Annotated in this window: 20 protein-coding genes; 17 read left to right on the top strand and 3 right to left on the bottom strand. The window is 34.8% G+C overall.

The annotated features are described in order from the left end of the window. Positions 1–26: 26 nt before the first annotated feature. The 7 genes from MHI39_RS13580 (at position 27) to MHI39_RS13550 (ending at position 6,894) form a co-directional block, all read left to right on the top strand. The gene (locus tag MHI39_RS13580) at positions 27–173 is read left to right on the top strand and encodes a hypothetical protein (protein WP_158022196.1); all 147 of its coding nucleotides are present in this window, start codon (positions 27–29) and stop codon (positions 171–173) included. A 232-nt stretch (positions 174–405) separates the two neighbouring features. After that, positions 406–1,686: an MFS transporter gene (locus MHI39_RS13575; RefSeq protein ID WP_058005336.1), complete on the top strand. Its 1,281-nt coding sequence runs from the start codon at positions 406–408 to the stop codon at positions 1,684–1,686. A 120-nt stretch (positions 1,687–1,806) separates the two neighbouring features. Beyond that, complete coding sequence (fni, locus tag MHI39_RS13570; protein ID WP_058005335.1) at positions 1,807–2,880, top strand: type 2 isopentenyl-diphosphate Delta-isomerase; 1,074 nt, start codon at positions 1,807–1,809, stop codon at positions 2,878–2,880. 71 nt (positions 2,881–2,951) lie between these two features. Then, positions 2,952–3,752: a helical backbone metal receptor gene (locus MHI39_RS13565; RefSeq protein ID WP_058005334.1), complete on the top strand. Its 801-nt coding sequence runs from the start codon at positions 2,952–2,954 to the stop codon at positions 3,750–3,752. A gap of 192 nt (positions 3,753–3,944) precedes the next feature. Next, positions 3,945–4,346 carry a DUF6157 family protein gene (locus MHI39_RS13560; RefSeq protein WP_180211859.1) on the top strand — a complete coding sequence of 134 codons (402 nt, stop codon included), beginning with the start codon at positions 3,945–3,947 and terminating at the stop codon, positions 4,344–4,346. A gap of 121 nt (positions 4,347–4,467) precedes the next feature. Next, the gene (locus tag MHI39_RS13555; protein ID WP_058005332.1) at positions 4,468–5,469 is read left to right on the top strand and encodes an LLM class flavin-dependent oxidoreductase; all 1,002 of its coding nucleotides are present in this window, start codon (positions 4,468–4,470) and stop codon (positions 5,467–5,469) included. Between the two features lie 76 nt (positions 5,470–5,545). Then, positions 5,546–6,894, top strand: a protein-coding gene (locus MHI39_RS13550) for an IS3 family transposase (protein WP_342539361.1) whose coding sequence is annotated in 2 segments (ribosomal slippage) — positions 5,546–6,002 and positions 6,002–6,894 — 1,350 coding nt in all. Because the reading frame shifts where the segments join, the coding sequence is not laid out codon by codon here. Positions 6,895–7,172: 278 nt separating this feature from the next. Here the strand turns inward: MHI39_RS13550 and MHI39_RS13545 are convergent. Then, a protein-coding gene (locus tag MHI39_RS13545) for an IS3 family transposase (RefSeq protein ID WP_152984831.1) occupies positions 7,173–8,301 on the bottom strand; the annotation gives its coding sequence in 2 pieces (ribosomal slippage) (positions 7,173–8,036 and positions 8,038–8,301; 1,128 coding nt in all). A 68-nt stretch (positions 8,302–8,369) separates the two neighbouring features. Here MHI39_RS13545 and MHI39_RS13540 point away from each other — a divergent pair. Together MHI39_RS13540 and MHI39_RS13535 are read left to right on the top strand one after the other, a co-directional pair. Next, positions 8,370–8,819 (top strand): CPBP family intramembrane glutamic endopeptidase, encoded by a 450-nt coding sequence (locus MHI39_RS13540; protein ID WP_342539359.1) that lies wholly within the window; start codon positions 8,370–8,372, stop codon positions 8,817–8,819. A 285-nt stretch (positions 8,820–9,104) separates the two neighbouring features. Continuing rightward, complete coding sequence (locus MHI39_RS13535; protein ID WP_139254854.1) at positions 9,105–9,263, top strand: DUF4021 domain-containing protein; 159 nt, start codon at positions 9,105–9,107, stop codon at positions 9,261–9,263. A 79-nt stretch (positions 9,264–9,342) separates the two neighbouring features. On the opposite strand, the gene MHI39_RS13530 is transcribed toward MHI39_RS13535, so the two are convergent. Continuing rightward, positions 9,343–10,296 (bottom strand): alpha/beta hydrolase, encoded by a 954-nt coding sequence (locus tag MHI39_RS13530; protein ID WP_071975846.1) that lies wholly within the window; start codon positions 10,294–10,296, stop codon positions 9,343–9,345. Between the two features lie 168 nt (positions 10,297–10,464). On the opposite strand from MHI39_RS13530, the gene MHI39_RS13525 reads away from it, so the two are divergent. Next, positions 10,465–11,031: a nitroreductase gene (locus MHI39_RS13525; RefSeq protein ID WP_058003803.1), complete on the top strand. Its 567-nt coding sequence runs from the start codon at positions 10,465–10,467 to the stop codon at positions 11,029–11,031. A 67-nt stretch (positions 11,032–11,098) separates the two neighbouring features. Here MHI39_RS13525 and rlmD read toward each other — a convergent pair whose 3' ends face one another. Beyond that, positions 11,099–12,493, bottom strand: a complete 1,395-nt coding sequence (gene rlmD / locus MHI39_RS13520; RefSeq protein WP_058003802.1) for a 23S rRNA (uracil(1939)-C(5))-methyltransferase RlmD — start codon at positions 12,491–12,493, stop codon at positions 11,099–11,101. Positions 12,494–12,833: 340 nt separating this feature from the next. Here rlmD and MHI39_RS13515 point away from each other — a divergent pair, with 340 nt between their 5' ends. The 7 genes from MHI39_RS13515 to MHI39_RS13485 all read left to right on the top strand — a co-directional run bounded on the left by MHI39_RS13515 (position 12,834) and on the right by MHI39_RS13485 (position 20,429). Beyond that, positions 12,834–14,447: an amidohydrolase gene (locus MHI39_RS13515; protein ID WP_078110735.1), complete on the top strand. Its 1,614-nt coding sequence runs from the start codon at positions 12,834–12,836 to the stop codon at positions 14,445–14,447. 59 nt (positions 14,448–14,506) lie between these two features. Beyond that, a complete protein-coding gene (locus tag MHI39_RS13510) occupies positions 14,507–15,991 on the top strand; it encodes a sodium:alanine symporter family protein (protein ID WP_071975849.1) in 1,485 nt (494 codons plus the stop codon). A 76-nt stretch (positions 15,992–16,067) separates the two neighbouring features. Further along, the gene (locus MHI39_RS13505; protein ID WP_078110736.1) at positions 16,068–16,277 is read left to right on the top strand and encodes a hypothetical protein; all 210 of its coding nucleotides are present in this window, start codon (positions 16,068–16,070) and stop codon (positions 16,275–16,277) included. Between the two features lie 78 nt (positions 16,278–16,355). Then, positions 16,356–17,105, top strand: a complete 750-nt coding sequence (locus MHI39_RS13500; protein ID WP_071975850.1) for an alpha/beta fold hydrolase — start codon at positions 16,356–16,358, stop codon at positions 17,103–17,105. 69 nt (positions 17,106–17,174) lie between these two features. Then, positions 17,175–18,221 (top strand): ADP-ribosylglycohydrolase family protein, encoded by a 1,047-nt coding sequence (locus MHI39_RS13495; protein WP_139358176.1) that lies wholly within the window; start codon positions 17,175–17,177, stop codon positions 18,219–18,221. Between the two features lie 41 nt (positions 18,222–18,262). Beyond that, a complete protein-coding gene (locus tag MHI39_RS13490) occupies positions 18,263–19,792 on the top strand; it encodes an SMI1/KNR4 family protein (RefSeq protein WP_244975348.1) in 1,530 nt (509 codons plus the stop codon). A gap of 16 nt (positions 19,793–19,808) precedes the next feature. After that, positions 19,809–20,429 carry a hypothetical protein gene (locus MHI39_RS13485; RefSeq protein ID WP_259545454.1) on the top strand — a complete coding sequence of 207 codons (621 nt, stop codon included), beginning with the start codon at positions 19,809–19,811 and terminating at the stop codon, positions 20,427–20,429. The last annotated feature ends 219 nt before the right edge of the window (positions 20,430–20,648 follow it).

The raw sequence follows: 20,648 nt of genomic DNA, 5'->3' as shown, positions 1-20,648 counted from the left end.
CATGCTAATCAATGGAGGTGAAAGAAATGGAAAACGAGAAGCCAATTGAATTTACAAAAAATGTTTTAAATCAAAGGAATGACCTAACTGGTCCTGACTTAGCAAAAGGTGACTTTCCTATACAACCTAAACATGTGAAAATTCAGAAGACAAAAACGGGAAAGACTCAATGAATGTTACCTAAAATTTCAAGAAGAAGGGATATTTTTTTGCAATCTCCCTTTTTCTAATCATTTAGTTTTGGAAGATTAATTTTACAATAAGGATCTTATGATAAATAAAAAATTATTAATAAATCTTCTATGATCAAAGTTCTGTCTCTTTTACCAACAGCTACTTTTTCCTCTTCAATATTTTAAAAATAGGAGTATACTTAAGAAAAAATACAGCTGGGAGACGGAGAAATTGGTGAAAAAGCAAAACAGTTACCGTTGGATTGTATTAAGTGTAGTTTTGTTTTCCTATTTTCTAATCGTAAGTCAAAGAACTGCGCCAGGTTTAATATCAGAGCAGTTAATGACGGAGTTTCATGTATCTGCAGTAGTCATTGGTTTACTAGCAAGCCTACAATTTTTGTCTTATGCTGGATTACAAATTCCAATTGGATTATTATCTGATCGATTTGGACCAAATTATTTTCTTATTATGGGTACGTTGCTTAATGGGATAGGTACCCTCATCTATAGTCTTGCTCCTAATGAGGCTTTTTTGTTTTTGGCGAGATTATTAGTAGGAATAGGGGATGCAGCGATTTGGGTCAATCTTGTCCTCATATTAAGTCAATGGTTTAAGGCGAATGAATTTGTACAATTACTTGGTTTTGCAGGAATGACTGGTAGTCTTGGCTTTCTCATGGCAACAGTTCCATTTTCAGCGTTGATCGATTTATTAGGTTGGAGAGTTCCTTTTCTTATAACAGGGTGCTTACTCTGTATTTGCGCGTTGATTCTTTATTATGTTTTGGTTAAAAAACCTAAACAAATGAAGAATCAGATAAATACTAGACGTTCTTCAGTAGATCAATCGATTCATAAAAATGAAAAAACACTAGTCATTTTACGTCGGTTGTTTTCAGATCGTCAAGCATGGGCAACGTTCTTCTGCCATTTCGGTGTAGTTGGCACATATGTTGGGTTTATTGGATCTTGGGCTGTACCTTATGGTATGAATGTATATGATATGACACGTTCGGAAGCGAGTCAATTAATTATGATTGGTTTGATCGGTGCGATTATTGGTGCCCCTTTAACTGGATGGATCTCTAATCGCCTTCATTCCATTAGACGTCCATATCTTGTCGTTCACGTGGTCACTCTTTGTAGTTGGATCTCCTTTTTTCTTTGTAATGGAAGACCGCCTTATTATTTATTAGTTCTCATATTTTTTATTATTGGATATGGCAATGGTGCGAGTGCATTAACTTTTGCAGTTGTTCGGAAATCATTTTCAATGAAAGAAGTGGGTGTAGTATCTGGTTTTGCGAATACCGGTGGTTTTCTAAGTGCAGTTTTATTGCCGAGTTTATTCGGTAAGGTTCTAGATTATTTTCACGCTCATTCCATGGATATGGGGTATCATTTTGGGTTTATTATTCCAATTGTTTTTTCTATTATTGGATTAATTGGAGGATTGCTCATAAAAGAAAGAAATTTTCATATGGAACAATCGCAGGAAATGTCAATATGAAAAATGCTTTTTATATTCTTGTATTTTAAACAGTGGATATACTATGGAAAAGAGTAAATATCATCATTCTCCATATACTAATCACATATGTTAATTTACCTGCTAAATGGAGGAGTATAGATGAATTCAGAAAATCAACGTGAAATGAGAAAAAATGAACATGTTCATTTAGTAAGCAAACAAAATTCTATAGAAGTTTTCTCTCATTTCGATGATCTTCATTTTGTTCATCATTCCTTACCTGAAGTAAATTATGAAGAAATTGATATTACGACGAGTTTTGCAAATATACAATTGGGTAGGCCAATTTATATTAATGCAATGACTGGAGGAAGTAAAAAAACTGGAGAAATCAATGCGTTGCTTGCAGAAATCGCAAAAACAACAGGTTTAGCGATGGCTGTAGGATCTCAGCATGCTGGATTGAGGAATGAGCAGTTGGCAGATACTTATAAAATTGTTCGACAAAAACATCCCAATGGTATAATTTTTGCTAATATTGGTGCAGATGTTCCTATTGATTTTGCTCGAAAAGCAATTGACATGGTTGAAGCAAATGCATTACAAGTCCATTTGAATGTTCCACAAGAACTTGTGATGTATGAAGGGGAACGCAATTTTTTAGATTGGAGCAAAAAAATTGAACAGCTTATAAAAATAATAGAGATTCCAATCATAATAAAAGAGGTTGGCTTTGGAATGAGCATGGAAACCATCTCGTTCTTACATAAACTAGGAATTCAATACATTGATATTAGTGGTCGTGGTGGAACGAATTTTATATGGGTGGAAAATCAACGAAACTCACAAATTAATTATGAATATTTAAATGGGTGGGGTCAATCCACTGTAATTTCCTTACTTGAAGCGCAGAACTGGTTAAATAAGCTGACTGTGTTTGCATCTGGCGGTGTGCGAAATCCTTTAGATATTGTAAAAAGTTGCTCATTAGGGGCAAGAGCAGTAGGCATAGCTGGTCCTATTCTCCGTAAATTATTAGCAGAGGGAGTCGAAGCAACAATAAAGCAAATAATGGATTGGTTGGAAGGGATACAAGTAATTATGACTATGCTTGGCGCGAGAAAAATCAGTGATTTACAAGAATGTCCGATTATTGTTAAAAATGAAGTGTTTGAATGGTGTCAATTAAGAGAAATAGATGTAAAAAAACTGGCTAATAGATCAAAAAAGTAAAAAGATATTATAAAGTGATGAAGGTGGATTCGTGAATTTCCTTCATCACTTAGCATGAAAGGATTGTTTGCATGAGAAAAATGATAGAAGATCATCTTAGTAGAATCGTTGAATATCAGTTTCCACCAAAAAGGATCATTTCAATATGTCCTGGAATAACTGATACCCTTTATTCTTTACAGCTTGAAAACGAGGTGGTGGGAAGAACAAAATACTGCATCTTTCCAAAAGATAAGGTTTCAAATGCCTCAGTCGTAGGTGGTACGAAACAAATTAATTTGCAAGTCATTCGCGAATTAAAACCCGATCTAATTATTGCGGAAAAGGAAGAAAATACGAAGGAAATTGTTGAAGAATTGGAACGTGAATTTCCTGTTTTTGTTGCAGAGATTCAATCGATAAAAGATGCTTATCGAATGATTAGAGATATAGGTGAAGTAACCAACCGGGAAGAATTGGCGAGAACATTAATTGAAAGGATAAAATATCAATTTCAAGAAATCCCAAGTGTGTGTGGAAAAAGGGTAGCTTATGTTATTTGGAGAAAACCATATATGGTCGTTGGTAATGATACATATATTCATTCGGTATTAGAAAAATTAGGGTTTATAAATCCATTTGCAACAAAAAGTGATAGATATCCAATTGTTACTATAAAGGATTTTCAAGACGCAGATTTAGATTTTGTCTTTTTGGCAACAGAACCCTTTCCCTACAGTGATAAATATAAACAAGAATTTATGAAGTTTATTCCTAATGTAGTTCCGATTATTGTTGAGGGAGAAATGTTTTGGTACGGACCAAGAATGCTTGAAGCATCAAAATATTTTAGTACTTTTCTTAATAAAATGGTGAACGGAGTATATAATTAAAGTTCTCATAGTGAACAACTATACGTAGCTTTAGTAAAGACGTTATCACCAATAAAGTCTTTGACGGTTCTCAAAAAGTTTAACTATACTTATTTATTAATACTTTAGCTAGCTTTTTGAAAAAATAGGAATTAAATTTTAAGAATGGTTAGAATAATTAATATTAAATAGTAAATGAAAGGTGATAAAGCTATGAGTTATAAAAATACCTTCATTGCAGTATCTGAAGATTCTAAAGTGACAACGGCTATCAAGCCACTTCCAAAGAAAGGTCGCCCTACAATAGCTTCTATAGAATATGATTTAATCAGTACGAACCCATATAAATTTACTGAACAGGACATACTATTTAAAACATATTTAATAAAAAATAATATTGAATCCAATTCTCTAGATACATTAAGAGAAGAATTTTTTAGTAAGCCCAAGGCATGTTTTAGAGCTTCTCCTTTAGTTAAAAAATATGGTTGGGGTATACATTATGATGAACAGGGGAAAGTTGCCGTTTACGCTGTTGATAGTAAATCATACAAAGACATGATGAAATCGAATAAAGTTACTATATTAAAAGGAATGCGTTCAAAAAAGCTATAAACCTATCCAATAAAATTTTAACTAACAAAAAATTAAAATTATCGATGAGCATATGAGTTTGTTTTCTAAAAGTGAATTGATAGTATATTAGTATTCAATTAATGAAAGGAAACAAGATGATATGACAAATATTCATATACCTGTATCAGTTTTAAACCTGGTACCAATACGTAAAGGGCAAACCACAAAAGACGCAATCAATTCTATGGTAGAACTTGCCCAAGCGGTAGAAAAACTGGATTATCAACGTTATTGGATTGCAGAACACCATAATTCTTCATCGCTCGTTAGCTCAGCAACTTCGATACTCATTAAGCATACATTGGAAAATACCGAAACTATTCGTGTAGGTTCAGGAGGAGTAATGCTGCCAAACCATTCACCATTAGTAGTAGCTGAACAATTCGGCACGATGGAAACAATCTATCCCAATCGTTTAGACCTTGGTCTTGGTCGAGCACCTGGTACTGATATGCTGACTGCGAGTGCCTTAAGAAGATCTAAAAGTGATTCAGTTTATACATTTCCTGACGATGTGAAAGCACTACTTACTTATTTTGGTCCTGAAGAGCAACAAAGCTATGTAAGGGCATTTCCAGGTGTAGATACAAATATTCCAATATATATATTAGGTTCTTCTACGGATTCAGCTCATTTAGCAGCGAGCATGGGGTTACCATATGTATTTGCATCCCATTTTGCTCCAAAACATATGAAAGAAGCGATTGAAATATATCGAAGGAAATTTCAGCCTTCCAAGTATTTAGAACGACCATATATGATGGTTTGTCTAAATGTGATTGCTGCTGAAACAGATGAGGAAGCAGCATCTTTATCCACCTCAATGCAGCAATTTTTCTTAAATGTCGTTAGGGGCACAAGAGATCATTTGCAGCCTCCTGTTCAAAATATGGATGAACTTTGGAATCCAATGGAGAAGGAAATGATTGAGTCCATGTCAAGTATGACATTCATGGGAGGTAAAGAAACGGTTAAAGAACAACTTACTTCTTTCCAAACTAATTACCATGTTGATGAAATAATGGCAGTATCATATATTTTTGATCCGGTAAAACAAATAAGATCATATGAAATTCTAAAAGAAATTGTTAGCGGGAATTAAAAAAAACCATCATCCTTAAATTGAACTGCACCCCAATTGTTAGACACAAACTAACAGTTGGAGGTGCAGTTTTTATATGTCTAAATTTAATATAGAGGAAAAAATAGAAGCAGTTATTCGTTATCTACAGGGAACGGAGGGGGTAAAATTTATTGCGAAATCCATAGGGGTACATCATACAGTCTTATTAAATTGGATAAAACAATATGAATATCATGGTGCCGATGCTTTAATAAAACCCTATACATCTTATACAACACAGTTTAAACTAGACGTACTGAATTATATGAGAGAGACAGGGACGTCTATAAGGGAAACTGCTGCAATATTTAACATTGCAACACATAGTACCATTCTAAAATGGCAAAAAGGTTTTGAATTACATGGAATTGACGCCCTGAAACCAACACAAAAGGGGCGCCCACCAATGAAAAAGGAAACGAATAAACCTCAACCAGTAGAAGGGTCTGAAGAAGCATTACGAGCTGAAAATGAACGTTTACGGATGGAGAATGCTTACTTAAAAAAGTTACATGCCTTAATTCAAGAAAAGGAAAAACTACAGAACAGGACAAAGCGCAAATAATTTATGAATTAAGGCAAGAATTTAAAGTGATTGATCTAGTAAAGGTCGCTGGTATTGCGCGTAGTACGTATTACTATTGGGTAAAACAAATGGATCGCCCAGATAAATATAAGGAAGTTAAAGAGTTAATTCAGGAGATTTTTGATGAACATCAGGGACGATATGGATATCGTCGGATCACATTAGAATTACATAACCGAGGCATCAAAATAAATCATAAAACAGTCCGCCGTCTTATGAATGAGATGGGATTAAAGTGTCTTGTGCGTATGAAAAAATATCGTTCCTACCGTGGGCAAGTAGGGAAAATAGCCCCAAATATTTTGGAACGTGATTTTAAAGCATCGAATCCAAACGAAAAGTGGGTAACGGATGTAACAGAATTCCATCTACACGGGGAGAAGCTATATTTGTCCCCCGTTCTAGATTTATTCAACGGAGAAATCATCGCTTATAACATAGAAAAGCGTCCTGTTTATCTACTTGTTTCGAAAATGCTGGACAAAGCTTTTGAGCATTTGAAAGAGGGTGACACCCCTATCCTCCATTCGGATCAAGGTTGGCATTATCAAATGAAGAAGTACCAACATGCTTTAAAGAAACATGAGATTACTCAAAGTATGTCACGTAAGGGGAATTGTTTAGATAACGCAGTCATGGAGAATTTCTTTGGCTTATTAAAGTCTGAATTACTCTATTTAAAAGAATTTGAGAGTATGGAGCATTTTAAAGAAGAATTAGAGAATTACATTCACTACTATAACCACAAACGGATTAAGACAAAATTAAAAGGCATGAGTCCGGTGCAATATCGAACTCATGCCCTAGTAGCTGCCTAAATCCCGTGTCTAACTTTTTGGGTTCAGATCAGAATAAAGTGGACCCCTTCGTCAAGACACTAATTTAAATTTTTTAAGGTGGGTCAGAATCCATTATGGATATCTGCTTTATAGGAGCTAGAGGTGCTCACTGGGGCTAGGGGGGTGGTAGGTGCACATTTTTTTGCGAGTGATTCATCCTACTCTATTTTTCCTTCTCAGGGGAGGTTCTGTCAAGGGCGAGCGGAGCGAGGGCTAGCCATACCCTTGACAGGTTCTTCCCTGAGAAGTATCATCCCTTATGGATGAATCACTCCGAGGCCATAAACGGAGGCGGGGGGTTTATAGCCAATCGATTGGTGAGGGCGTTCATAGTTATAGAAGTGGATAAAATTGTTAATCTCTTTCCTTGCTTCTCTTGGACTCTCGTAATCTTTTAAGTAAACCTCCTCATATTTAATCGTTCTCCATAACCTCTCTGTAACAATATTATCAAGGGCTCTTCCTTTGCCGTCCATGCTAATTCGGATGTCCTTATCCAGCAGTAATCCGGTATATTGGGGACTGGTAAAATGGCTACCCTGATCACTATTTAAGATCTCTGGCTGTCCTACCGACAGAGCCCGTTTCACTGCCTCCAAGACAAAGTCAATCTCTAGTGTTTGGTCTAGCTCCCAGCTAACGACAAAGCGAGAATACCAGTCTATCAGAGCTACAAGATACATCCAGCCTCGTTGGAGGCGAATGTAGGTAATATCGATTCCCCAGACGTGGTTAGGGTGGCTAATGGCCAAATTTCTAAGAAGATACGGATAGATCCGGTGCTCAAGATTGCGTTTACTAAGGTTAGGGCCGGGAGAAATCCCTGCAATGCCCATTTCCCGCATATGACGTTGTACAGCCTTGCGATTAATATTTATTCCATTGTTGTTTAGAACAACAGTAATTCGCCTAGACCCAAAATAGGGATGCTTGGTATAAATTTCATCAATCTTGTGCTTGATAAATATTTCCTCAGGAGAAGGCTCGACTGGCTTATAATACAAGCTAGTACGATTGAGCCCAAGCAGCTGAGCCTGGGTAGTGATTGGCAGCTCTTTATCATCCCAATCAATCATTTGAATACGCTCGGCCCTACTCCTTGATTCCAGATTTTTTTTTAAGCCACGACAATTGCGTGGTTAAACGGCCAACCTCAGCGTAGAGGTTTTCAATTTGATTTTCATATTCCGCCTTCATTTGATCCGCTTTTTTATTTTCTTTAGCGAAGATCGAAGGCATTTGATCAAGAAATGCATTCCTCCATTGTCTAATTTGATTGACGTGAATTCCATGAGATGAAGCGATTTCATTCATGGTCTTTTCTTCCTTTAGGACCTCTAGCACGATTTGAGCTTTAAACTCTGGTGTGTATCGATTTCTTTTCATAAACCTACTTTAACATCTCCTCATTTCGTGTCTAGTTTCTTGGGTCCATTATAGAAAGTGGGAATAGAATGACCAAAAATATTGTTTTGAAAATTATTGGACTAGAGGTTTTATTGATGGTATTTTACACAGGAAATGGTGCATATTCAACGATTACTGAGCCCGCCAATCCAGTGTTACAATTTATTGGTCTAGTACCTCTTGCTCTAGGTATATTTTTCTATCTTACTTGGAAGAGGAAATGGGATACTTACTTTTTTAGCAAAAAATTAACGAAGAAAAGTTTATTTTTCTTTTTTCCTTTATTGATTGTCTTAATCCTTATTGTAATTGGAAATAAAGGATTAAATCTTTCGTCATTATCGAATGTATTTCTAATGTTCATTATGCAAGTATTGATCGTTGCCTTCATTGAGGAAATTTTTTTTCGTGGATTTATGCTAAAAATGTTTTTATATAAAGGGATGAAGAATGCTGTCATCCTCTCTAGTTTTCTATTTGGGATTACGCATTTTTAGTAGGGTTGGTTCTTTCACTTTTAATAATAAATAATCAATCCATTCTACTAACCATATTTTTTCATGGCTTTAATAATTTTTTGAATTTTATGGGAAATGTAGAAGCATCACCTCTTTATCCAATTCTTATTATCGTTATCTTGTTCGTGTATACTATTTTCTTATGGAAAAGAATGAATAAAAGCAAAAATACTCATAAAGATTTAACGTTTTTAGTCTAATAATAATTATATGCTTGTGTATATTTCACCATCATTTAGACAATCTATAATAGAGGTGAAATGAATGAAAAGACAAAATTTAAATAATAATGAAGAGAATATAATCGAATCTCAAGTTAATAATAACAGTGGAGTAGAAGCGAATGTAGAGGAACAAGCTATGAACGGTTTATATGGAATGTTGGAAAGTGAAGAAGAAAATCTTCAAGATTTCACAGAATAAATACGAGAGGCTATTTTTAAGTTAAGTAAAAGTACTTAGCTTCAAAATAGCCTCGGATTTTTTTGAAAATAAACTTTAATTAAATATATTGATCAACAAATTTCCATAGAGTACTCCAATATAATTCAGGATTCACTTTTTCTGCCTCTCCATGTCCAGCACCACGAATGATTAGTTTATCTTTTTCAACCTTTGCCGCATGATAAACTTTATTTAACATTTTATAAGGGACAAAGCTATCATTGTCACCGTGAATGAATAAGATCGGGGTTTTGCTTTTAGCTACCTGCTTTACAGCATCTGCATCATTTAAATCATAACCTGCACGAATTTTTGTAATGGTATTAGCTGCATTAATGAATGGGAATTTAGGTAGATGAAATAAATCATCAAGTTGATAGGTAAACTCTTCAATGACTGAAGAATATCCACAATCTTCAACAATTACTTTGACGTTTTTTGGTAATTTTTCACCTGATGTCATCATAACTGTTGCTCCTCCCATTGAAACACCAAATAAAGCAATTTCTGCATTTGGGTCCTTTTCAATAATTTGATTGATCCAAAGGAGCATATCTTTCCGATCATCCCAACCCATTCCAATATATTTACCTTCACTTTCGCCATGACCCCGTAGATCAGGCGCTAAAACATTGTACCCATTTTCGTAAAAATGGCGAATATATCGAATCATCTGGGTATTATTGCCGCTGTAGCCATGGACCACAATTGCCCAATGATGAGAAGTTTGTTTATTCTCATACAATCGAGCAGATAATTTTAATTGATCAGCAGAGGATATTTTTATAGTATTAGCAGTATGGTTATGAGTGAAAGTTGCATCTTCAATTTTATTTTTTTCGATCAATTCGTTGTCTACTGTTTTTGATGCTGCCAAATGTGGATTACCATCTAAAAAATCTTTTTTCTGATTTGCATTTAAAGCAAAATTATAAAAATAATTTCCAATAAAGAAGTATACACCAACCAGAAAGATAATCACAATTGGGAGGATGATTTTAAGTTTTTTCATTTTATTATCCTTTCTATTAAACTTATCAATATAGTAATTATATCATGATGTAAAAAGAAAATTGTTTACAAAATCGGATAAGGGAGAATATTGGAAAAATCCAACGTCTTTCGATTATAATGAAAATATAATTTATAAAGTGAGTACATAATAAGGAGTCGACTAACTATGGAAATTTTAGATTTAATTAAAAATCGACGTTCGATAGGTGCAGTTGAGCAAACAGATGTACCCGATAGCGTCATTCTTGAATTATTAGAAGCAGCAACATGGGCACCAAACCACAAGAAAACAGAACCATGGAAATTTCGTGTCGTCAAAGGGGAAGGTCGCGTAAAGTTAGGAAATGAAATGGCACGAATTATGGAAGGAAAAACAAAGGGATTAGATGAAGAAGAGGCACGAAAAAAGATTGAAAAAGCTAAAAAAGGGCCTTTAAGAGCACCAGCGATTATAATCTTAGCAGCAAGTCCTTCTGGAAAAGTACCTGAAATAGAAGAAGTGGTAGCTGCGGGGTGTGCAATGCAAAATTTACTTCTTCTTGCAGAAGAGAAGGGAATATCCACAATCGTTCGAACTGGAGATATTGCATATGAGCCTGAATTAAATACTTATTTAAATTTAGAAGAAAGCGACAAAATCATCGGACTTATTTATATTGGTTATTCTAAAAAGGATTTTAATATTCAAGCAAAGAGAATTTCTGCTGAAGAAAAAACAGTTTGGTTCAAGTAATTCATAAGTCAAAGCCCCATATCCAAGAAATACTTGGTTATGGGGCTTTGACTTTATCTACAATCAATTATTCTTCATTTCTTACAAGTAATGCAACACATTCAACATGTACTGTATGGGGGAATAAATCCACTGGTTGTACTTGTTTAAGTGTGTATCCAAAAGGTTCCAGCTCTTTGATGTCTGTTGCAAAGGTATCTGGGTTACAGGATACGTAGACAATTCTTTCTGGCTTGGAACGACCAATTCTTCTCATAACCTTGCCACCAGCACCTGAACGAGGGGGATCTAACATAAGTAACTCAGGATGGCCAAAACTTTCTAAGACTTGGTCAATACCCTTTCTCGCATCTTTAGCCAAAAAGTATGTGTTGGATATCCCATTATCTTGTGCATTTCTTTTTGCTGATTCAATTGAGGTTTCAACGATTTCAATACCTGCAAGTTTATTTACTCTACTTGCAAAAGGCAGTGAAAATGTACCAACGCCACAGAAAAGATCAATCATTTTTTCGGATTCCTTCGGTTTCCCCATTTCTATAGCAAGCTCAACTAATTTCTGCGCTTGTGTTGGATTGGTTTGAAAAAATGTATCGAACCAAAGTCTGTACCGATATCCTGCCATTTCATCATAAATGAAATCACGGCCTGCAAGTACATGGGTTTGTTCTGATTGAGTTCGGTCTGCCCAATCTGTATTTTCAAGCCATAACAAGCTTTTGACCTGAGGGAATTTCTTTTCAATTCGTTCTACTAAATTTTTTGCTGCTTTGTCAAGATGCTCATTTGGACCCTCAGTTGCAAATAATGCAAGCATCATTTCGCCAGTGGCAAATGATTGACGAACCATTAAGTGGCGAAGTAGGCCTTCATGAGTATCTTTATTGTATCCAGTTAATTGATACTCTTTGGACCATTTTGCTACTTCCATTGCCGCTTCTACCATTTCTTCGCCAGCGATTAAACATGTTTCTAATGAGATAATTTTACGGAAATTTCCTTGCTCGTGAAGTCCAAGCGACCCGTCTGGAGCAAAGGTGAATTCCATCTTATTGCGATAATGCCAAGGATTCTTCATTCCAATTGTATCTTGAACAAGATCTGGATTAAAACCTTGAGCTTCGAGTACCTGTTTTACATGATTTGTTTTCTGCTGTAGCTGTCCTGAATATTGCCAATGCTGCCATACGCAGCCTCCACAACGCTCAAAATGGATACATGGTGGTGCCACTCTTTCCGGATGAGCCTCTAAAATTTCTTCAGGGATCGCCTTTCTTCTTCTTCTTTCTGGTTGATCAACTGTTACTCTTACTTTTTCTCCCGGTAGTGTTTGAGGGATTGTAAGCTTTAATTTTTTGGGATTCCCTAGTTCATTTTCACGCCAAACGACAGCTTGTCCAGATCCTTTGGCATCTAATTGACGGATTTCTGTAACCAGTGATTCTCCTGTAGTAATAGTCAATAAATGTTCCTCCTCACAAAAATAAAGTGATTAACTGTATTTGATATGCCGAAGCATTGATTAATCAATTATTATTTATTTCAATATGAACGACTTCTAACATACTTTTCTATTATAACGAAACAAACCCAGATTGTGAACGATACATCTATAGTAGATTTTAGGGGCTGAGTAACTTTATGTTTTTCAAAAATATAAATATTTAAAATAATTAAATTAATTAAAGGGAAATATTTCTTATGACGCGAATAAATTATAAAAGAATTTATAGAATGTTCAAGGTGATTTGATTTATTTGAAGCATTATTTAAATAAATGAGGGAGTAAAGGAGATGCTTGAATGACGATTACTATTTTTACTAATGGTCAGATTTATACGATGGATCAAATGTTTCCGTTGGTTCAATCTGTAGTAGTAACAAATGGAAGAATTATTGATATGGGTACAACATCTGATATGTTGCTGCAATGGGGAAGACACGATGTGAAGGTGATCGATTTACAAGAAAGAACTGTCATACCTGGATTGATTGAAAGTCATGTCCATATAGCAGGTGTAGCGATGAGCTTTTTGAATTTAGATGTTACTGGGGTTCAATCCAAAAAGGAGTTGCTAGAAAAAATAAAGGAACGAGCGAATTCACTTCAACCAGGGGAATGGCTATTGGGGAGGGGCTGGGATGAAAATTTATTTATCGATTCTTCTATTCCCTCAATTGAAGAATTAGATTTGGTAGCCCCACATTGTCCGATATACATACCTAGAATTTGTGGACATGCATTTTTAGTTAATAGTAAAGCATTAGAGATATGCCATGTTCATCCTAATACGACTGTTCCAGAAGGGGGAACCATAGTATTAGATGAGAGGACTGGAAAGCCAACGGGATTATTACTGGAATCTGCGTCTGAACTAATAAATAAATATATCCCTGAAAAATCTTATTCGGAATTAAAAAAAGCTGTTCATCAGGCAATCAAGTTTGCCATGGAAAAAGGACTTACTAGTGTCCATACAAATGATCCTGCTTTCCTTAATGGATTCTTTCAAACTTATCAAATTTATGATGAATTAATTAATGAAGAACAATTAGGATTGAGATGTAATTTATTGATTGATTATATGTATATGAAGGAGCTTCGTGAAACAGGAATGTACGCGGGCTTTGGAAATGATCATTTACAAATTGGAGCAATAAAAATATTCGCTGATGGCGCCTTAGGAAGAAGAACGGCATTATTATCGAGTCCATATCATGATGATCCTTCTACAGTTGGAGATGCAATGTTTGATCAAGAAACCTTGTATTCAATTATCCAGGAAGCAAGGATGCTTGCAATGCCTATTGCTGTTCATACGATAGGTGATCAAGCACTTGAAAATGTACTAGATATACTAGACCAATTCCCAGCAGTTGCCTATCGCGATCGTATCATTCATGCTCAAGTTCTACGTAAAGAATTAATTCCACGTTTGAAAAAACCTAGTAGAATTGTTGATATTCAACCGAGATTTGTTGTGGGAGATTTCCCATGGGTTCAGGATAGATTGGGTGAATCCAGAATGCAACTTTCTTATGCATGGAAAACATTATTATCATCAGGTGTCATCTGTGCAGGTGGATCAGACGCACCAGTAGAACCAATTGATCCTCTATTAGGTATTCATGCAGCTGTCACACGGAGGGCACCTGGTGAAACACATAGTGGTTGGAATCCAACAGAAAAACTATCTATTGATGAAGCTATTAAATTATTTACTATTGGTGGTTCATACGCAACGAATGAAGAAAATAGTAAAGGTACGATTACTCGTGGGAAGTTTGCAGATATGACAGTTTTATCAAAGAACATATTTGAATTTAAGAATCCAGATGAAATTTTATCAACAGAGGTTGTGCAAACGGTAATTGGTGGAAAGGTAACATATGAAAAGGCTGGGGCTACTTATTAGTAGCCTCTTTATATAAATTATTTAAACAGTAATTTCAACTTAAAAATGGAGGAGTGGAAATGGAAACAATACTAGAAAGCGTGTCGACCTTTTTATGGGGACTGCCACTTATTTTTACGATATTATTTGCAGGATTTTATTTTACTTTAAGGAGTAAATTATTTCAATTTCGTTATTTTCCTCATATTATGAAACAAACTTTTGGACTTATTCTTAGGAAAAAAGATAAAAACAATGCAAAAGGCATCCTCTCTCCTTTTGAAGCAGTCAGTACAGCAATTGGGGGATCAGTAGGTGTAGGAAATATTGGAGGTGTAGCGACCGCAATCGCGGTCGGTGGACCAGGTGCGGTGTTTTGGATGTGGTGCAGTGCATTAATTGGGATGCTAATTAAAACAGTTGAAGTAACCCTATCCGTTTATTATCGAAATACAGATGAAAATGGTGACCCATATGGAGGACCGACCTACTATATGGAAAAAGGGCTAGGAGAAGAAAGAAATTTTAAATATTGGATGATTCCCGCGTTTCTATTTGGATTAGGCATTTTTTCAACCTTCTTTATTACTCTACAAAACTATACAATCTCCGAAGCCGTTAGTTCCACTTTTAAAATCGGCATGATTCCGGTATCGATTATTTATCTCCTTCTTGTTTATTACATGGTATATGGCGGAATCAGACATATTGGTAAAATTGCAACGAAATTAGTTCCATTTATGTGTCTTTTTTATCTTTTAGCTGGTTTATATATTATTTTTAGTAGGTTTACAGAAATAGGTAGTGCTTTGGGATTAATCTTTTCAAGTGCTTTTAATGGTACAGCAGCAGTTGGTGGATTTGCTGGTGCAGCTGTTGTTCAAGTTATCCGATTAGGAATCGCTCGCTCTGTATATAGTAATGAAGCGGGGTGGGGTACATCCCCAATGGTGCATGCAACCGCTAAAACTGATCATCCAATTAAACAAGGACTTTGGGGATCATTTGAAGTTTTTGTTGATACGTTAATTGTTTGTACGATAACTGCTTTGGTTATTATAATTACCGGTAAATGGTCTTCTGGCTTATCTGGTGCCGAATTGACCTTATCAGCCTTCGAGGATGGGGTAGGTGGATTCGGTAGAATTATTGTTACTATTTCTATTTTTCTCTTTGGTCTAACCACTACTTCTGGGTGGTATGTATATTATGAAGTGTTGTTACGTCATCTATTTAAAAATCCGAAACATTTAAAATGGAAGAATCGTTTCTTAAAATTATATAATATCATCTATCCGATTCCAGGTACTGCTATGGTTATTTATGCAGTTAGCTATGGAATTCCTGGTCAATCAGTGTGGTATTTTGCAGATATTACTTCAGCGATACCAACTTTTATCAATGTGATTATTATTCTACTTTTAAGCAAAAAATTCTTTGAACTACTAAAAGACTATAAGGCAAGATATTTAGGGGTTGGCTCAGTTAACCCAAACTTTGCCCTTTTTTATGAAGACCAAGAGAAACAGCCACCCGTAATCGAGAAGAAAGTTGTTTCGAAATAAATATATCATTAATTTTTATTGTATCTCCATAAAATGAATTTTGGGTGATTCTTTAAGGATAGGCTTTATTTTTTGATTGAAAAATGATAGTGGGATGACACATGTCATTGATCAAACAGTTAATAAAGTTCCGAATATATTATTTGTGGACAATAAGCTAAGTGTTCTTGGGGGTTTTGGATATCCATGGGATATTGATGAATTTACAAAGCTTAATACAATTTCATATAAGAAGAAAATCGAAAAGGGTCGCTTTATTGGGGCAAGGTTCTTGTCCCTTTTTTAAGGTCAAAATTAAAGAAGGGTTTCAATGAACTGTAGCGAATAACTGTATTAGTATTATTCTGCTATGGAGGGATAGTTTATGTCGAAAAATTATATGATATTACCAGATGCAAGTCCTTTATTTTTTGAAGGAAATCGTATCGGAATTCTTGTTTCTCATGGATTTACAGGGACTACGCAAAGCATGAAACCGCTTGGTGAGGCATATGCAGAAAAAGGATATACTGTTTGCGTCCCTAGATTGTTAGGTCATGGTACTCATTATTTAGATATGGAAGCTTCTACCTATAGGGATTGGGTCAAATCTATTGAGGAGGGCTACCATTGGTTAAAGGAACGTTGTGATATTATTTTTGTAACAGGACTATCCATGGGTGGAACTTTAACCCTTTATATGGCTGAGACATACCCTGATATTAAAGGGATTATTCCTATTAATGCAGCTATTGATATACCAATGATGGCTGATGTTGCTGCACAATCTGAGGTCCGTTTTTTGGATGCGATTGGCTCAGATATTAAAAAGCCAAATGTGAAAGAATTAGCCTATGAAAAAACGCCGACTAAATCAATTCAACAAATTGTACAATTAATGAAAGTGGTCAAGGAAGATTTAAGTAAGGTTACTTGTCCCACTTTAATTTTTGTATCAAAGGAGGATCATGTTGTACCTCCTGATAACTCCCAATTGATATTTGAGCATATTTCTTCTAAGGAAAAGGAATTAATAGAGTTAAAGAATAGTTATCATGTTGCTACACTAGATAATGACCAGCAGATCATTATTGAAAACACACTACAATTTATAAATAGAATTATCGAGAAATAATATATAATGAACATTGATAATAAAATATATCAATGTTCTTTTAATGATAAGTTACAAGAAGGTGGTTTATTGAAAACAACAAGAGAAATATTTATTGCAACTCTAGTTGGTGGGGCGATCGGTGATGCATTGGGCTATGAAGTCGAATTTAAAAAACTTGAAGAAATCAAATCGATTTTCGGTGAAAGTGGAATAACAGAATTGGAAAAGAACAGTCAAAAAGGTAAAGCACTTATTTCCGATGATACACAAATGACACTTTTTACTGCAGATGGTCTCATTTGGGCATATAATCGAATGAGAATGAGAGGAATAGGTTCCTATGCTGGGAGTGGAACCTATCAATCCTATTTACGTTGGTATTACACACAAACAGGAACATTACCTACTGAGACAGATCAAGTTTGGCTAAAAAAGCAATTACATGAAGAGAATAGTAGTCTTCTTGATTATAGGGAGTTGTTTTCCAATCGGGCACCAGGAAATACTTGTCTATCTGCACTCGGTAGTGGAAGAATGGGATCCATCGAACAACCGATTAATCAAAGTAAAGGTTGTGGTGGTGTTATGAGAGTGGCTCCTGTAGGCTTATTTTTACATAAAGAACCTGAATATGCGTTTAAAATAGGTTCTGATATTGCTGCAATTACTCATGGGCATCCGACTGGCTACCTGTCAGCTGGTGCATTTGCAACAATAATCGCAGAACTTGTTAATGGTAAGACGATTTTAGATAGTACCATGACAGCTTTATCCATTTTAAAAAAGCATACTAATCATGAAGAATGTTTAGCTGCTCTGGATCTTGCACTGGAGCTGTCAGCAAAAGAACTTGAACCTGAAAAAGCAATATCTATTATTGGTGAAGGATGGATAGCAGAGGAAGCATTAGCCATTTCACTATACTGTAGTCTTATAGAAGCAGATTTCAAAAAATCATTAGCTTTCTCTGTTAACCATGATGGTGATAGTGATTCCACAGGTTCAATTTGTGGAAATATTTTGGGAGCTCATTATGGCTTTAATGTCATTCCTAAAGAATGGATGGACGTATTAGAATTGAAGGAGCTCATTGTAGAAGTAAGCAATAATTTATATCATATGACATTTAATTAAATAATATAAATTAGTTTAAATTTTTGGAAGGAGTAACCATAATGCAGTCGATTATATGTGAAATTAGAGAAAAACTGAAACACGTTTTTCCATCATTTTTGAATCCACCTGCGACTGAGTTAGAAATTCAAAGTGTGGAAAAGCAAATGAATCTTATTTTCCCAGAACAATTACGTGCACTTTATCTTTTACATAACGGGGAAAATGAAAACGGACCCGGTTTGTTTTTCGGTTTACCATTTCTTACTTTAGAAGATATGTTACAAGAGTGGAAAATCTGGGCAGATCTAGAGGAGGAATATGCATTAGAAGGAGATTCTTATTCAATTCCCACTAATTATATTAAAGAAAGATATATTAATAGAAATTGGATACCCATTAGTAAAGATTACGGGGGCAACCATATCGGAATAGATATTGATCCAGATGTAAAAGGAACCTGTGGACAAGTTATTAATTTTGGTCGTGATGAGGAAATAAAATATGTGATTGCTGAACAACTTAGTGATTTACTAGAATTTATAAACCACACTTTAAAGAATAGGAAATATACCATTCATCATGAAGAAGATTACACATATTGGAGTTATGGAGCCAATCAAAATATCCATTTTTTAGATGTTATCCGATCATTGGAACTTCCTGTATTAAAACCTATAAAATCAGGTAACTCAGATATAGTTATAAAAAATTGGCTTGAACAATTAGATAATCAATGGTTAGAAATAATTAAAGCAAGAGTGAATAATCCAATCGATTTCGTAAAGATAAAAAAACTTTATTTGATGAGCGAAAATCTTACAAATATTGATCCTTTAACAAAGTGTACGGAGGTGAGGGAGTTAATTTTAAGCGGAAATCATATAACTACTCTAGAACCTTTAAAAAATATGTTGTCGCTGAAAAAGCTATATCTTGCCCACACACCTATCTCTGATTTACACGTTCTATCAAATTTAGAACATCTGCAATTTTTGAATATTAATCGATCAAAAGTAAAAGATTGTACACAATTAGCTAAGCTTCCATCACTTAAGGAATTGGATATGCATGAAACAGAAATTGAAGACTATACTGCTTTATCCCAATGTAAATCACTAGAAACTCTTTCCATCTCTATCTATAATGTAAAACAACTTGAGGCAGTTTCAACAATACATACTCTAAAACACTTGAAAATCTTTGAAATGAACGATTTTTCCGAAGACGATTTGAATTTATTAAGTAAATTAACTCAATTACAATCTTTAGAACTTATCAATAGTCATTTAACCGGTTTAGATGGTTTGAAATCCTCTCAAACATTAAGAGAAATTAAGCTAAAAGATACTACAATAGAAGATGGAACATTCCTAGGAAAAATAACTAGTTTGAAAGCATTAGAATTAAATCATTCATCCATTCAAAATTTATCAGTGGTTGCAATGTCTGAATCACTAGAAAGAATTACAGGATCCTTTAGTCAATTTAATATATTAAAAGATCTTTTTCATAGAAAAATTGATTTTTCGACGATTATTGGTGAAATGACAGATGAGGAAAGTGACATATGGCATCAATTCTTAGGTTGATAAGGAAGGGATTATAATGAAGCAAATACCTGAACCAGCTGAATTAAAACATCTATTGAAAATACAGGCTGCCCTAGACATTATTTTTTGTGAAGAAGATTGGCTACGTTATCACATGTTTGATAATCAACGGGATAAGAATATTTCTCTTGCCACAATTGATAATGGTGCAGGGGATGTTTTATTTATTATTTTTACTGAAGCGGGAATAATAATGAAAGGATTCGATCATGAATCTTTTCTAAGCCCGCATGCTAGGGAAGAATTTGAAGTATACCCTGGAATATATGATCAAACACCACATTCTCTATTGAAATATCTTGAAGATGAGCCACTAGAAAAAGAAGAAGTTACATTTTGTATTTGGCGAGAAACAGGGGCATCATCTTGGGAAATGGGAGATGTACATATTCCTAACGGAGAGGATGACGGATCAGAATTTTTATTAGGTGCCATTTATACGACGGCAGATGAATATATTGAATGGGCTGAATGTTATTATGAACAAACGATTCAAAAAGAAATAGTAAAGCAAATTTATTCAGGATTGCCTATTAATGAAGAAATGATTAATTGTTTAAATCCTGAAAGAGATGCTCAAAATGCCTTGAAGGAAATTTCTCAATTATTCGATTAGGAAGCAATTCTAAAAGTATTATTTATCTTTATTAAAGGCTCTTTTCTCAAACATTGTTGCTATTTAAGTATAGTTATAACTAATAAATATCAACTGAGGACCGCTACACGTTTCATTTTACTGAGAAAACTTTCATGATCTTTCGCTCTCAACCCAGAATGAAAATGGGTTCTCTGTCCCATAATGTAGATACCACAAACAGTGAGTATATGACGTAGC

It is taken from the genome of Heyndrickxia sp. FSL K6-6286, assembly GCF_038630395.1.
GTDB classification, from domain to species: domain Bacteria; phylum Bacillota; class Bacilli; order Bacillales; family Bacillaceae_C; genus Heyndrickxia; species Heyndrickxia oleronia.
The sequence above is the reverse complement of the archived record's forward strand: the minus strand, read 5'-3'. Positions and strand labels throughout refer to the sequence as shown.